General features: G+C 58.5%; 13 protein-coding genes. 2 read left to right on the forward strand and 11 right to left on the reverse strand.

All coding sequences use genetic code 11. The features are described from left to right. Positions 1-81: 81 nt before the first annotated feature. Positions 82-465: a tautomerase family protein gene (locus tag ACHZCX_RS13130; protein WP_319587666.1), complete on the forward strand. Its 384-nt coding sequence runs from the start codon at positions 82-84 to the stop codon at positions 463-465. A gap of 192 nt (positions 466-657) precedes the next feature. On the opposite strand, the gene ACHZCX_RS13135 is transcribed toward ACHZCX_RS13130, so the two are convergent. After that, positions 658-960, reverse strand: a complete 303-nt coding sequence (locus tag ACHZCX_RS13135; RefSeq protein ID WP_319587667.1) for a hypothetical protein — start codon at positions 958-960, stop codon at positions 658-660. 37 nt (positions 961-997) lie between these two features. Continuing rightward, positions 998-1,195, reverse strand: a complete 198-nt coding sequence (locus ACHZCX_RS13140) for a hypothetical protein (protein WP_319587668.1) — start codon at positions 1,193-1,195, stop codon at positions 998-1,000. 66 nt (positions 1,196-1,261) lie between these two features. On the opposite strand from ACHZCX_RS13140, the gene ACHZCX_RS13145 reads away from it, so the two are divergent. Next, a complete protein-coding gene (locus ACHZCX_RS13145; RefSeq protein WP_319587669.1) occupies positions 1,262-1,513 on the forward strand; it encodes a hypothetical protein in 252 nt (83 codons plus the stop codon). A gap of 39 nt (positions 1,514-1,552) precedes the next feature. Here the strand turns inward: ACHZCX_RS13145 and ACHZCX_RS13150 are convergent, their stop codons facing one another. The 9 genes from ACHZCX_RS13150 to ACHZCX_RS13190 form a co-directional block, all read right to left on the reverse strand. Then, positions 1,553-3,013, reverse strand: coding sequence for a hypothetical protein (locus ACHZCX_RS13150; protein WP_319587670.1), 1,461 nt, complete (start codon positions 3,011-3,013; stop codon positions 1,553-1,555). Between the two features lie 76 nt (positions 3,014-3,089). Beyond that, a complete protein-coding gene (locus ACHZCX_RS13155; RefSeq protein WP_319587671.1) occupies positions 3,090-4,343 on the reverse strand; it encodes a polysulfide reductase in 1,254 nt (417 codons plus the stop codon). A 3-nt stretch (positions 4,344-4,346) separates the two neighbouring features. After that, positions 4,347-5,273, reverse strand: a complete 927-nt coding sequence (locus tag ACHZCX_RS13160) for a 4Fe-4S dicluster domain-containing protein (protein WP_319587672.1) — start codon at positions 5,271-5,273, stop codon at positions 4,347-4,349. A gap of 42 nt (positions 5,274-5,315) precedes the next feature. Beyond that, entirely contained in the window at positions 5,316-5,864 is a 549-nt protein-coding gene (locus tag ACHZCX_RS13165) for a cytochrome c3 family protein (RefSeq protein WP_319587673.1), read from the reverse strand. Beyond that, entirely contained in the window at positions 5,861-7,717 is a 1,857-nt protein-coding gene (gene ftsH / locus ACHZCX_RS13170; protein WP_319587674.1) for an ATP-dependent zinc metalloprotease FtsH, read from the reverse strand. The genes ACHZCX_RS13165 and ftsH overlap by 4 nt, the downstream gene beginning before the upstream one ends. Then, the gene (locus tag ACHZCX_RS13175; RefSeq protein ID WP_319587675.1) at positions 7,714-8,643 is read right to left on the reverse strand and encodes a transposase; all 930 of its coding nucleotides are present in this window, start codon (positions 8,641-8,643) and stop codon (positions 7,714-7,716) included. Before ACHZCX_RS13175 ends, ftsH begins: the two co-directional genes overlap by 4 nt. Positions 8,644-8,988: 345 nt before the next feature. Then, a complete protein-coding gene (locus tag ACHZCX_RS13180) occupies positions 8,989-10,794 on the reverse strand; it encodes a sigma 54-interacting transcriptional regulator (RefSeq protein WP_319587676.1) in 1,806 nt (601 codons plus the stop codon). Then, entirely contained in the window at positions 10,791-11,567 is a 777-nt protein-coding gene (locus ACHZCX_RS13185) for a PAS domain-containing protein (protein ID WP_319587677.1), read from the reverse strand. The genes ACHZCX_RS13180 and ACHZCX_RS13185 overlap by 4 nt, the downstream gene beginning before the upstream one ends. Continuing rightward, positions 11,568-13,583 carry a PAS domain S-box protein gene (locus ACHZCX_RS13190; protein WP_319587678.1) on the reverse strand — a complete coding sequence of 672 codons (2,016 nt, stop codon included), beginning with the start codon at positions 13,581-13,583 and terminating at the stop codon, positions 11,568-11,570. It abuts the gene before it with no gap. Positions 13,584-13,703: the final 120 nt, after the last annotated feature.

Raw genomic sequence — 13,703 nt, forward strand, 5'->3', positions numbered from 1 at the left:
AATCATCACTTTGCGGCTGCGTTTTCAAAGATGGTTTTTTTTCTCCTTAGATCAGTAATTTATAAATAATTGGGTGTGATTATGCCTTTTGTCCAAATTTCGCTGGTGCGCGGGAAATCCGTGGTGCACATTGCCGCTCTTTCCGAGTCGGTGCATCAGGCGCTGATGGAGGAATTCAACGTGCCGGCGCTTGATAAGTTTCAGGTGGTGCATGAGGTCGAACCGCACCAGCTTGTTTTTCCGTCAAGCTATCTTGAAATTCCCCATACCGAAGACATCGTCTATATCCATATCACCTGTAAAGAGGGTCGCACCGTTGAAATGAAGCGTCGCCTCTATCGCAAGATCGCCTCCCTGATCGCATCAAGGACCGGATTGGCGGAAGATGATGTCGTGATCGTCCTCGCCGAAAATGCGGCGGAGAACTGGTCCTTCGGCCGTGGCAAGGCGCAACTTATTGAATAAAAGGGAAGGTAGTGAAAGTAGGGAGCCCCCCATTTTCCCCTTGAGGCCATAATCTCCCAGGGCGTGGCTGGATCGGGCCTCATGAATGGGTTGCAGCGAATCAAACCACAAAAAAAAAGCCCCCTCCCCGGCAATCCGGGGAGGGGGCTTTCGTGTTTTTCAATGCCGCTGCGCGCCGGGGCGGATATTCCCTTACTTACTCACCGACACCGTTCTCTTCTCCTTGTTGACGTACTTGAAGAAGACCGGGAAGGCGACGAAGAAGGCGACACAGATCAGGTATTCAACACCCTTGATGTGCGAGTAATAGTCGACCAGGGTGTGCAGGGGTTTCATCATGCCGGTGGCCAGCATGTATTGTCGTGCCAGTTCGCCGAACTGCCAGTTGACCTGATGCAGGGCGCCGACAAAGGCGGCTGAAACCCAGAGTCCCACCAGGGCTCCAAACCCCAGCATGATGACCGTTACCCGTTTACTGCTGTTGCTGTTGGACATTGCTGTACTCCTCTTTTTTCTCTATTTATTCAATGGGTTAGAAGCCGATAATGGTGCTGATGTAGCCCTTGATCAAATTGCCGAAGCCGCCGCTGGCCAGACCGCCGATCAGGCAGGCCGTCGCCCAGAGGCCGATCAGGCCGGCCATGGTCATGACAACCCGGATGGTGAATTTGGATGTTTCCTGGGCAACATCGGTCTTGGTCTCGTTCTTGTTGATGATTTGAGTGGTCATGGTGTCCTCCTTATGTGATCTGGTTTACAGAGTTTCCGTTGCTTTGCCTTTGGAGTTGCACCCTTGATGCCAGAGGAGGAACGAAGAGAAAAGAAAGAAGGATTTGTTTCTAATTCATTGATATTCAACGATGTTTTGATCGAAATAGTTTTTGGCGAAGAGGTGGTGCCGCGCCACGAAACCGTGGTGCGGTACCACGGCAACCACAGCTTCGTGGCGCAGGGAGGGCGAAGGTGTGGCGGGTGCGGCACGCTAGTGTTGCGAAGTGTGACGGACAGGTTAAGCGGCGCCCCTGCAGGCAATTGGCAGGTCGGATAGCCGCACCAGTGTGGCGCGTTGTCGAGCGGGAAAGGGGATTCAGGCGACGGAAATGCGGTGCGGCAGGTCAATGAGGAGCCGTTCCCCCTCGGGGGTCGCCTCAATGGCGAGTGCGGCCTGGTGCATCTGCAACAGGTGTGTGCAGAAGGTCCGTGAGGGCCAAACCGATCCGGCGCTGTCTTCGTCCCAGGCGGCGGCGCTGTTAGTGAGCACGAGGCCGAGGCGGCGGGGCTCTCCAGAATGCATCCGGCACTCCACGCTCAACCGCTTTTCGGTCTGTGCGCCGGCGGCTTCGCGGCTGAGGGCACGGCGGCCTTGTTGCAGCAGGGTGAGCAACACCAGCCAAAGATCACCGGCGGCAACCGTTACCTCATGGCGGCATTCGATGGGCAGGCTGAGGACGATGGACTCGGCTCGCAACGGTTTGTCGAGGACCAGCGTCAGCATCCGAAACAGGGAGGCCAAGGAAATGCTTGATCCGCCACGGGCGGGCTGCCACTGACTGATTCGCTGGAGAGCTGCAACCAGTTCGGCGGTCTTCTTTTCTTCTTGAATGAGCGATTGATACAGACCGGCGGCCTGGTGCCTGTTGTCGCCCTGTTCGTCAATATCAATCAGGGTCTGGGTGTAATTGATCACCCCATTGATGCGATTGGTCAGTTCGCTGGCCAGTTCCGCGCCTATACAGCCGGTGACAGCGTACCGGTAACGCAGCGCTTCCCGCTGGAGGAGACCGGGATCGGTGAGATCAGCGTCTCCCTTCCCCTTTTGCGGTCCCCCCGTCCCGTCGAGCAAACCGTTGATCCGCCTGGTCAGGGTTTGCAGGGAACATTCAAGTTCACCCCCCTCCTTGCTTTCGCCTTCCGCTTCGGTCAACCGGCAGAGGTTGAGCATCGGGGTAGCCAAATGACGGTTGAGCAGATACAGCAGGGTGCAGGACAGGACCACGATCAGGCCCAGGGCGCCAACGATAATCCGGTGTAATCCGAGCAGGATGGTCTGGTTGTGGTCACTCAGTGAAAATCGGAACTGCTGGAGACCGATATTGGTGTTGTTCAGGGAGCGGACCAGTTCCGCCGTCTCCTTGGTTTTTTCTTGCCGCTGCTCCTGAATGGCACGCAGTTGGACTTCCAGGCCGACGAGATCGACCCGGGTGGGCAAGGACCCTTTCAACCCTTCGGGGACGAGGATGTTGCCTGTCAACCCCTCCACTTCTTTTTCCAGATGCTGCAGTTCGCCGTTGAAGGCACGCAGGTTGATATCCTTGCCCGCGAGCAACGATTCATTCAGGTGCTCCTTGATCGCAGTGAACTGGAACAGCAGGCGGTCACTGCTGGTCACCGCATCCCGGCACTGGTGATATAACAAGTACTGGCGGACGCCGAGGACGAGGACGAGCGCGAGAAAAACCAGAACCGTGGTGGTGATGGCGGAAAAAAGCCGGTTGAGCGGCCAATGCGACCATCGGGAAAAGGTTGGGCTTTGGGTTCGAACGGTCACTGCTCACCTCCGGGGTGGTTACGGGTTCCGGCGTGGAAAGAGGACGGGGGGGTGCCGGAACCCGCAACCGGACGCATTATTTCTCACCCTGCCACTGATAGAGAATCGGCAGCCGGTAGAGGATAAAGCGGTAAACGATGAAATAGAGGGCAAAGATGGTGATGGTGACCCAGACCTCTTTCCAGTGCGGAATTTCCTGGTAGAGCTGCCAGTTAAAGCAGATCAGGGCGGTGTTGAGCCGATTCCAGACGATGCCGAGCACGCTGATCAGTGCGGCCCACCGGACCATGCCCACCATCCGGTTTTTGACTCCAACCGCAAACATGATCATCGGCAGGACCACCGCCACCGCCATTTCCAGGAGAAAATACTGGCCCCAGCCGGTGAGCAGATGAGCCCAATCGTTGTCATGGGCAACGCCGACCATCTTGATCACCAGATAGGTGATAAGGGCGTAGGCGCAGCCCTTGCCCAGGCCAAGGGTCAGTTCATCGACGCTGTCGAGAAAACGCTTGTCGCAACGCCAGGCCATGTATTTTTTGCACAGGGTGCTGGCCACAATGACCATTGAGAGTCCGGCAAAGATGGCGGAGCAGAAAAAATGGATCCACATAAAGTTAGCGGAAAACCAGAGTGGATGGACTTTGGAAGGCGCATAGGTGAACAACGCCCCCAGGGCGCCCTGATGCAGGGTGGAAAGGATGATGCCGGAGATGGTCAGGCCGACGGCGATGGACTTGATGAACCGTTTGCCCTTGAGCCAGCCGATCCATTCAAAATAGGCCGAAGACACCTCCGCCACCTGCACCGAGAGGTAGGTGGCCACATGCCAGGCAACGAGGAAGAGAACCGCCGCCGGTCCCAGAGAGACAACCATCGGATAGTACAGGCGCCAGGGCATACCCAGGTCGACCTCCAAGTAAACAACGGCAAAGAAGTAGCCCAGCAGTCCGTTGAGTAGGGCCAACCGTTCGATGGGCACGAAATCCTTGCGGCCGAAGATCTCCACCGTGGTGCCGAGCAGGAATCCCGAGGCCGACAGCGGCACCATGCCAAAGAGGCCGAAACCAAGGAACAACCCCCAGGGATAGTCGTTGGAGGCATGGGTCACCGTGGCCAGACCGAAGAAATAGCGCTGGAGGATGATCGGTACGCCAATGGCGAAGATGAAGATCAGGGCCCAATTGACCGGGTTGCGCAGAAATTGGGCCTTGTACTCCTCAAAGCTCAAACCCAGCCACAGTTTTTCCTTGATGCTCCAGGTGCCTCCGCTCGGATTAATATGGGAGGCAATCGGAATTTCTTGCTTGTTGTTGATAAAGGCGTTCATGGTTCAGACCTCCCCCTCGTTCTTTTTCTGTTGTTCCAACTTGTCTTTCCTGGTCGCCAGCAGGTGGAATCCGGCAAACAGGGCCGGCCAGACGGTCAGCACCATGGGGACGATCGACAGGAAATCTTTGACGTAGTTGAGAATCGGTTCCTTGGGCACGCTGGTGTCAAAACCGACCTGCTCAAAGGGTGCGGGTGAAATATACATCCAGGCCGTCCCGCCGGCCTCGTGCTCGCCGTAGATGTGGTCGACATAGGCGCCGGGGTTTTCACGGATGCGTTGTTTACCCACGGCCAACAGGTCGGTGCGGCGGCCGAAGGTCAGGGCCTCCTGCGGGCAGGCCTCGACGCAGGCGGGCGGCAGTCCCTTGGTCAGGCGGGTCTCATGGCAGAAGACGCACTTCATGATCCGGGGATGAAAGGCGCTGGAGTAGCGGAAGGCCGGAATGTAGAAGGGGCAGGCGACCATGCAGGTTCGGCAGCCGACGCAGACGTCAACATTATAGATGACCGCGCCCTCCGGGGTCTTGGTGTAGGCATTGACGAAGCAGGAGGTCAGACAGGCAGGTTCCTGGCAGTGATTGCATTGGATTTTGCGAAACAGCGGGTGCTCCCGGCCGGGGATCTCATAGCGGTTGACGATGGTGTAGCTGGTCTCGTCGGTGCGCCGCTTCTGGCCGTGGTGCATTTCGTCGAACACCGAGAAATCGTTGAAGGGTTTTTCCGGGGCAGGCAGGTTTTGTTCCTTGTTGCAGGCTGCCTCACAGCTGCGGCAGCCGACGCAGCGGGACAGGTCGACCAGCACTCCCATGGAGTCGGGGTACCCTTCAAAGGTCGCGGCCTCTGTTGTTTTTGCCAGGGAGATCGTCGCCGCAGCAGAGGCGGCAAGGCTGCCCTGCAGAAACCCTCTCCGGTTGATCAGTTTCTTCATTATCGTTCACCTTTGTGGTTGATATTCAGGGGATGGGCGCGATCAGCGGGCATGGCTGTCTTTGGTCCCAGCCTTGGCCGGGTTGGCCTTGCCCTCTGCCTGGTCGCCAAGATGGAAAAACTGTTTGCCCGTGTCGGTGAGGGCATGACACCCTTCACAGTTGGAAGGCGCATTTTTTTTCACATGGCAGGGCACGCAGTTGAGATGATAGGCTCCCTTCAAACCGGGTTTGTCGATATGATAGAGATTGGGGTTGCCGGCGGCAGCGGTCACCTGCTCGGGATAAAACTGCTTCTGGGTATGGCAATCCTTGCAAGAAACAGTACTGGCCTCCGGCGAGTTGGCATGGCAACGGATGCAGTTGGGGTCCATGTCTTCCTGTCCGGTGGTGTGGTGATGGCAATCCTTGCACCGGGCGAGCTTTGCATGGTGTTTGTGACTGAATTCGACCGGCTTGTACAGGTTGGTCAAGGTGTTGATGGTCACCGTTTCCGGCGCATCCATCTGGTCCATGGCCAGGCCGGGCGTTGTCAGTGTCCCGACCAGCAGTACGACCGCGGCTGCGAGCGCGGCCTTGGGGTTAATGTTCATGAGAAAACCTCCGTCTGTTCATGAGTGTTGGTGCTGTCATTCTTTCCTCCATTTTCCGTCAATAAGCGTTCAATATCCCGTTCCTTCAGGTACCTGCGATAGACAATGTCGACTTCTTCGGCGTCCATGGTTTCGTTGAGCAGTAGGGCCTCGGCGAATTTATGGAGAAATCGGTTGTGCTTTTTCAAAACATCCGCGGCCTGGTCGTAACAACCACCGATCAGGTGTTTGATTTCGTGATCGATGCGTCGGGCGATCATCTCGCTGTGCGGCTTGACCTTGCCGCTCTCGCCGAGAAATCCCTCGCTGCCTCTGATGTAGGCAATGGGACCGATGGCCGGACTCATCCCCCACTCACAAACCAGCCGGGCGGCAATCTCCGTGGCCTGGAGGATGTCATTGCTCGCGCCGGTGGTCAAACGGTTGAAAACCAGCGTCTCCGCCGCCCGGCCGCCCATGAGGATGGCAATCCGGTTGAGGAGGTATTCGCGGGAATAGGTGTGGCGTTCGTCCAGGGCGACCTGCTGGGTCAGTCCCATGGCTCTTCCTCGAGGGATAATCGTAATCTTGTGCAGGGGGTCGGTTTCCTCAAGCAGCAGGCCGACTATGGCGTGACCCGCTTCATGGTAGGCGGTGAGACGGCGGTCCTTTTCGCTGACCACGATGCTCTTGCGCTCCAGGCCCATGACGATCTTGTCCTTGGCTTCCTCAAAATCGGTCATCTCAACGGCAGCCTTGTTGCGTTTGGCTGCCGTCAGGGCAGCTTCGTTGACCAAGTTGGCGATTTCGGCGCCGCTAAAGCCCGGAATGGAGCGAGCGATGGCAGCGAGATCGATTTCAGGGATGGCGATGATTTTTTTGGCGTGGACCTCCAGGATTTTGAGACGTCCCTTGACGTCGGGCAGGGAGATGGTGATCTGGCGGTCGAATCGGCCGGGACGCAGCAGGGCGGGATCGAGGATGTCGGGCCGGTTGGTCGCGGCGATCATGATGATCGTTTTCTCGGAATCGAAACCGTCCATCTCTACCAGCAGGGCGTTGAGGGTCTGTTCGCGTTCATCGCTGGCGCCACTGTTCTGGCCGCCGGAGCGGCGACCACCGATGGCGTCGATCTCATCAATGAAAATGAGGCAGGGGGCGCTTTTCTTGGCCTCCGCGAACAGCTCGCGTACCCGCGAGGCCCCGACGCCAGCGAAAATCTCGACGAAATCCGAGCCGCCCATGGAGAAAAAGGCCACCGAGGCCTCGCCGGCAATGGCCTTGGCAAGCAGGGTCTTACCGGTTCCGGGTGCGCCCTGCAGCAGGACGCCCTTAGGGATGCGGCCACCCAGACGGCTATGTTTTGCAGGGTTCTTGAGGAATTCGACAATCTCCTGCAGTTCTTCCTTGGCCTCGGTGATCCCGGCTACATCGGCAAAGGTGATGCGTTCGCTTTTGACCGGGGTAAAACGGGAGCCGCGGCCTGCGCCAAAGTTGCCCTGCGAGGGTTTCTTGCTGAAGATGAGCCAACCGCCAAGGATGAGCAGGAAAGGCAACAGGGTCTTGAGTCCATCGGCAACCCCCGAAGTGACCTCGGCCTCACCGGTAATGGCCACCTCTTTTTCCAGGAGCAGGGGCACCAGGGCCCCCACATCCGGAACAAAGGTGCCGAAGGGCCGGCTGGCGCTGTCTTCGCCGGTGAGTGCCTGGCCCCGGAAATGGACCTTGGCGATCGTGCCCTGCCGCAGTTCAGCGAGGAATTCGGTGTAAGCGCGTTGCGGGGGTGTGGTTTCCCGGAGATAGACGTTGTAGCCGAAAACGCCGATGGCAGTGAGGGCCAGCAGCAGCAGGCCGAGTTGAACCGGGTTTCTCATGGCCGCTTCTCCGAAAGTTGCGAGGGTGCAGCTGCTTGCACCGCATGACGGTACTGCTCTATCGATTCGCTCAGCACGCCGCCAACGAGGGCTTTGAACACCGCCAGATGGTCGGGCAGGAGCGAGGCGTTATTGCGAAAACAGAATTCATCAAGGTAGAGCTGGAGGTGCTTGACGGTGACACCGCCTCGGTGCACGGTGTGGAGGCAGCTTTCAAAGCTGCGGTTTAATTCGCTGATGCGTGTGGATTGCCCGGACTGTGCCGGCATGACAGAGTAGCTGCCGCCAGATTCGAGCAGGGTGAGAAGGCGTTGGTCAGCGATGAGCAGGGAGCTGTTTTCCAGGACATTCTCCTGGAGAAAGAGCATCAAGGTTTTTTCATTTAACGCAGCGATATGCCGCATGCGGATTCGGCCGGTGATACCGAGGGCCAGCACAATCTCCGCCGCCGTCAGCACCAGGGCCCGTTCCTTGCGCTCATGAGCCGGCGCCACCGGTCCGCATCCGATTTCCACCACGCGCCGGCACCGGACGACATCCGCCTTGCCCATGGCCAGACGAAGTTTCTGCAGCCAGGTCCAGGCAGTCTGATAACAGGAGACGCCGAGCAGACGCTGCAATTCCTTGGCGCTGACGTCGAAATGAGATGCACTGAACCACCAGATAGCCAGCAGCCATTCCTTGAGCGGCTTCTTGGCGCCGTGCATCAGGGTGCCGGTGGTTAGGGAGCTGCGGTTGCCGCAATGCGGGCAGATAAGATAGCGGCGGGGCGTGAAGTGCGGGTGTCGGGTACGGCAGAAAGGACAGGAAAAGCCCTGGGGCCAGCGCAATGGAAAAAGGAACCCGACACAGGCCTCTTCCGTGGGGAAAAGACGATGGAAGGTGTGCAGGGTGGTGATCTGGTTTTCGGTGCCGGGGTTTTCCATGATTGTTGTCCAAGACCTTAAGGGATGAACTTATCCACTTCGCTACGGACATTTGCATAGGAGGTGCCACACTGCACCGAATCGGTGCGGCATTGTCTGGAATGTAACTATCTCATTGTTTTTAAAGTTAAAATATTTAAGTTGGTCCGTTTTGTTCTAAGACGGTCACCTGGGCGGTGAAGGCGAATATCTGCCGGGTTGATTATTTTTCTTTTTAAAAACAGCTGGTTGTGGTGGCGCGGGCTTGAGGGGTTGGAAAAGAAAGAAAAAAGCGAGTTGGGAGAAGGGGAAACCACGGAATCGTGGCATTACCACAGTTCCGTGGCCACGGAACTGTGGTACGGTTTAAAGGTCGGTCTGGGAGATGTCGAGGCGCAGCTCCCGAATCTTGCGGTACAGGGTGGTCCGGTCGATGCCCAGCAGACGGGCGGCTTTGGCCTTGTTGCCGCCGGCCTTCCGCAGGGCTTGGAAGATACGTTCGGTGGGCGAGAGATCCGGCAGCGGAGCGGCTGGTGAAGGTGGGGCTGCTATTCGAGCCCGTTCGCCGCCCTCGTCAGGGGCTGGCTGAGCCTCCGTCGGACGGTAACCGGAGATCTCCAGCGACAGTTCATCGGTGGCGATGGTTGTCCCCTGACAGAGGACGCAGGCGCGTTCGATGACATGTTCGAGTTCGCGCACATTGCCTGGCCAGGGGTAGGCAAGCAGCAGTTGCCTGGCCTGGTCCGAGATGCCGCCGATATTTTTGCCCACCTTGGGGGCAATTTTGCCGATGAAGTGGTCGGTCAGCAAGAGGATGTCCTCTCCCCGCTCCCTGAGCGGCGGGAGGATGACATCAATCACCCGCAACCGGAAATAGAGGTCCTCGCGAAAGGCGCCGGAGCGGACTTTTTCCTTGAGATTGACGTTGGTGGCCGTGATCACCCGGACATCGACCCGCAACGGCGTATCCTGACCCACGGGATAAAAGGTGCTTTCCTGGAGAAAACGGAGTAGCCGCAACTGCATCATCGGCGAGATGTCGCCGATCTCATCGAGAAACAGGGTGCCGCCGTCGGCCTGGAGGATGCGGCCCATGCGATCACGGTCGGCGCCGGTGAACGAGCCCTTGCGATGGCCAAAGAGTTCGCTCTCCAGCAGGGTTTCGGGGATGGCGGTGCAGTCCACTTTGATCAGCGGCCGGTTTTTGCGGTGGCTCTCCTGATGGAGAGCTTCGGCGGCCAGTTCCTTGCCCGTCCCCGATTCACCGGTGATCAGGACGGTCAGGTCGACCCGGCCGACATTCTCGATCAGGGTATAGACTGCCTGCATGGCGTCGCTGGCGCCGAGAAAGCGGTGGAACCTCTGCCGCCGGTTCGTCTGGCGGGGTTCAGGACTGGTCAGGTCACGCAGCACCATGACTGCTCCTTCCGAGCCACCGGCCCCGTCCTTGAGCGGCGCCGTGCAGACGCTGAGCACCTTTTTCTGCTGGTCAGCCCCCCGGCATTCGAAGAGACGCGGGCTGCTCTCCTGGCCGGTTTTCAGGACCTGAAGCAGATCCTTTTTCAACGGTACAAAGGCCTCCTGCCCACAGAGAGGGATGATGCTCCGCTGCTCGACCAGGCCGGGGTGCAGCTCATTGAACAATAACCGGGCTGCCGGATTCATCTCCATGATGTCCAGATTATGGTCCACAGTGACGATGCCGTCGGTCACGCTCTTGAACACGGTTTCCAGAAAGGCCCGGTAACGTTCCCGTTCCCGCTCCGCCCGCCGCTGCCCCTGTTCCAGTTGATACTGCCGCAGCGCCAGCCGGGCGGCCTTCAGCAGTGCCTCCTTGTCCACCGGCTTGGGAATGTAGTCGAAGGCCCCGAGGCGCACCGCCTCGGCCGCGGTCTCCACCGTTGGATAACCGGTGATCATCACCACCGGACAGGTGAGCCCCAGTTCCCGGACCCGTTTGAGCACATCAATGCCGGTATGGCCGCCGAGAACGATATCACTGATGATCAGATCAAAACGGCGGTCATTGATCTCCTGCAGGGCCTCCTCAAAGGTGGCCGCGGTGATCACCGGCGCATACCCCTGGTTCTGCAGGAAAAACTGGAAAGTGTTGCGCAGACTTTCCTCGTCGTCGATCACCAGGATGGCGGTGCCCTGTTCAAGGTCGTTCACGATGCTTCTCCCGGTGACAGAGGTTGACGAAAGGTGGTCAGGTCGCGGAAAACGACCACCGCGCCGGTGAGACGACGGTTTTCCAGGATAGGGGTGCTGATGTATTCCACCGGAAAACTGGCTCCGTCCCGCTTCCAGAAGACCTCGTCGGCACCGAAATGGACCTTGCCGTCACGATAGGCCTGATGGATCGGGCATTGGCTGACCGGGTAGGGCTCACCGCCGGCGCGGGTGTGATGGATGAGGGCATGATGGGCCTGGCCGACCAGGTCGTCCTGCTCCCACCCAAGCATCAGGGCGGCGGCCTTATTGACAAAGGTCACCTTGCCGTCAATGTCGAGGCCGAAAATGCCCTCGCCGGCGGATTCCAGAATCAGCTCCATCCGCCGTTTAATCCGCTTGGTTTCGGTCTCGGCCTGAATACGCTCGGCAATCTCACGGTTGAGCGAGGCATTGGCCACCGAAATCTCGAAGGTGCGGCGCTCCACCCGCTGTTCAAAATCATCCCTGGCTACGGCGAGTTCGCGGTTGGCCTCGGTCAACTGCCGCTCCAGATCCCCAAGGGCGCGGCTGAGTCCGCTCACCCGAGCATGCACCAGAGCCGCAACCACGAGAAAGAGCCCTGCCATGACCACAAAGGAGAGCAGGGCAAAAGGCCACTGCTTGAGATCCTCGGGCCCGATCAGCATTTGCCGGTCCATGAGGAGCAAGAGAATGGCGGCCACGAGAAAAAGCACCCCCATTTGCCCGATCAGTCTGGTGTGTTCCGGCATTTATTTCGTGCTCCCCTCTGCCACCGGCAGATCGATGGTGACGGTGGTCCATTTGCCCCACTGACTCTGAATGCGAAAATGGCCCTTGTTCTCGCGGACCAGACTGTGGCTGATGCTTAAGCCCAGCCCGGTGCCTTCACCTTTTGATTTGGTGGAAAAGAAGGGGTCCATCAGCCGGTCCATCAGGTCGTGTTCGATGCCGGTGCCGTAGTCGGTAATAGTGGTGCGGACGAACTGCCGTTTGCTGTGGTTGAGAGGGAAGGCCGCGATGGCGATCAATTTATCGATATGGGCCGTGGGGTAGCGCTCGTTGAGGGCGTATCGGGCATTGCTGAAGATATTGAGAAAGACCTGCTGGATCTGCTGCGGATTACAATAGACCGGCGGCAGACCATCGGCGTATTCCTGGGATAGGGTGATCCCGTCGATCACGTATTGATGCTGGATCAATTCGATGCAATGGCGAAACAGGGTGGCCACGTCCACCAGTTCCGGCGACTCTTCCCGTTTGCGCGAAAAGTCGAGCAGATTCTTGGTGATGCCGGCAATTCGCTGCCCCTCCTTAATGATCGAGCGGAGGAACTGGGCGTTGTGCTCGATCTGATTGGAATCGATGAGGATCTGGGCGTAGTTGATGATGCCGTTGATCGGGTTGTTGATCTCATGGGCCACACCGGCGGCGAGTTCACCCACGGCAGCCAGCTGGGCGGCGCGGAAGGCCTCGGCTTTCAAGAGTTGCTCTTCGGTCAAGTCGCGGGCGAGCAGCAGGGCGGCCCCGGATTTACCGTCGTACTGGTGCAGCGGGCTGACCGTGAGTAGAAAATTACCGCGCAAGCCATGCAGCTCGGTCTCAAAGATCCGGCTCTTTTTCTGGCCGAGCAGTACCTCCAAGGGGCAGATGGCCCCCGGCCGGCGGCCGCCATGGAGGATTTCGCAGACGCCATGACCGACGATCTCTTCCCGAGGTTTTCGTGCGGCCACCACGGTTGCCGGGTTGACGTCGAGGATGATCCCCTGTTCAGAGACGATCAGGGCAGGGTCCTGGACCGAGGTGAAAATGTTTTCCCATTTGGCCAGGGCATGGCTGAGCGCCTGGTCGGCCGCCAGTTTGTCGGTGACGTCGATACCGAACAGCACCAGGCCCACCCGGCCCTGCTCGATGTCCGGACGAATGGAACCGTGCCACTCGATGGTCCGCTTGTCGCCGCTCCGGGTCTGCAGTTCGGCCAGGAAATTCATTTCCGACTGGCCGCCCTTGAGTCCACGCGACAGCCTCTTTTGGCATTCGGCCCGCTTGTCCGGGCTGATGAGGACATCAACCCAGTATTTGCCTTTGACCTCGGCTTCGCTGTAGCCGGTGACATCCTGGGCCGTGGGGTTGAAGGAGAGAATTTCGCCGCAATGGGAGAGGGAGATCAAGAGAGCCTGCACCGTCTGCACGATTTCGCAGTTGAAGTCTTGCTCAAGGCGCAGGTGGTGCGAGGTGTGGCGCTGGGAAAGGGCGCGGGAGATAACAGCAACCACATTGGCGATAAAATCGAGTTCGATGCCGGTAAAACCGTCTTCCCGGATGGAGTGGATGGTCAGAACCCCATATTTCTGCCGGTCATGAACCAGGGGCCAGGAACTGTAGGAGCGGCTGCCGGTCACGGTGGAGAGAGGGCTCAGGATCGCCGAATCGCTGTTGGTCGCAAGGCTGGCAATGACCGGCTCGTTCTTGGCCAAGGCAGCGCTCAGGGTGATCGAGGCCTCCTTTACCAGTTGGGCCACCAGTCCCCGGCACTGCCGCACGGGAAGGCCGTCCTCGACCACGGTAGTAACCGGAGTGATCACGCCCCTCTTGTCCTCCCGGCCGACCCAGATCAGGCAGTATTCAGGGTCCTGGAGAAGCAGTCGGCAGCAGCTGGTGAGAAACACGGTCTCGTCAGCGACGGAATCGACCTGCAGCTCGCCGATTTCCCGCAGCAGTTTGTAGCGCTGCACATAGAGTGCTATTCTTTTTGCTTCTTGATCCATGACAGCTGTGTATCGGTTTGCCGTTGCGGTTATTTTTACCACAGTTTCGCGGTATCCAACGGGGAGATGCCACACCAGCACCACATATGTGTGGTGAAAATACAGCAAAAATGTCGTTTC

The sequence above is a fragment of the uncultured Desulfobulbus sp. genome (assembly GCF_963662935.2).
In the GTDB taxonomy this organism is placed as follows: domain Bacteria; phylum Desulfobacterota; class Desulfobulbia; order Desulfobulbales; family Desulfobulbaceae; genus Desulfobulbus.

Coding starts and splice junctions, on each gene's coding strand:
- ACHZCX_RS13160 (WP_319587672.1), bottom strand. CDS start 5,273: ATGAAGAAACTGATCAACCGGAGAGGGTTTCTGCAGGGCAGCCTTGCC.
- ACHZCX_RS13145 (WP_319587669.1), top strand. CDS start 1,262: ATGCCAGAGGAGGAACGAAGAGAAAAGAAAGAAGGATTTGTTTCTAAT.
- ACHZCX_RS13175 (WP_319587675.1), bottom strand. CDS start 8,643: ATGGAAAACCCCGGCACCGAAAACCAGATCACCACCCTGCACACCTTC.
- ftsH (WP_319587674.1), bottom strand. CDS start 7,717: ATGAGAAACCCGGTTCAACTCGGCCTGCTGCTGCTGGCCCTCACTGCC.
- ACHZCX_RS13135 (WP_319587667.1), bottom strand. CDS start 960: ATGTCCAACAGCAACAGCAGTAAACGGGTAACGGTCATCATGCTGGGG.
- ACHZCX_RS13155 (WP_319587671.1), bottom strand. CDS start 4,343: ATGAACGCCTTTATCAACAACAAGCAAGAAATTCCGATTGCCTCCCAT.
- ACHZCX_RS13190 (WP_319587678.1), bottom strand. CDS start 13,583: ATGGATCAAGAAGCAAAAAGAATAGCACTCTATGTGCAGCGCTACAAA.
- ACHZCX_RS13140 (WP_319587668.1), bottom strand. CDS start 1,195: ATGACCACTCAAATCATCAACAAGAACGAGACCAAGACCGATGTTGCC.
- ACHZCX_RS13185 (WP_319587677.1), bottom strand. CDS start 11,567: ATGCCGGAACACACCAGACTGATCGGGCAAATGGGGGTGCTTTTTCTC.
- ACHZCX_RS13165 (WP_319587673.1), bottom strand. CDS start 5,864: ATGAACATTAACCCCAAGGCCGCGCTCGCAGCCGCGGTCGTACTGCTG.
- ACHZCX_RS13130 (WP_319587666.1), top strand. CDS start 82: ATGCCTTTTGTCCAAATTTCGCTGGTGCGCGGGAAATCCGTGGTGCAC.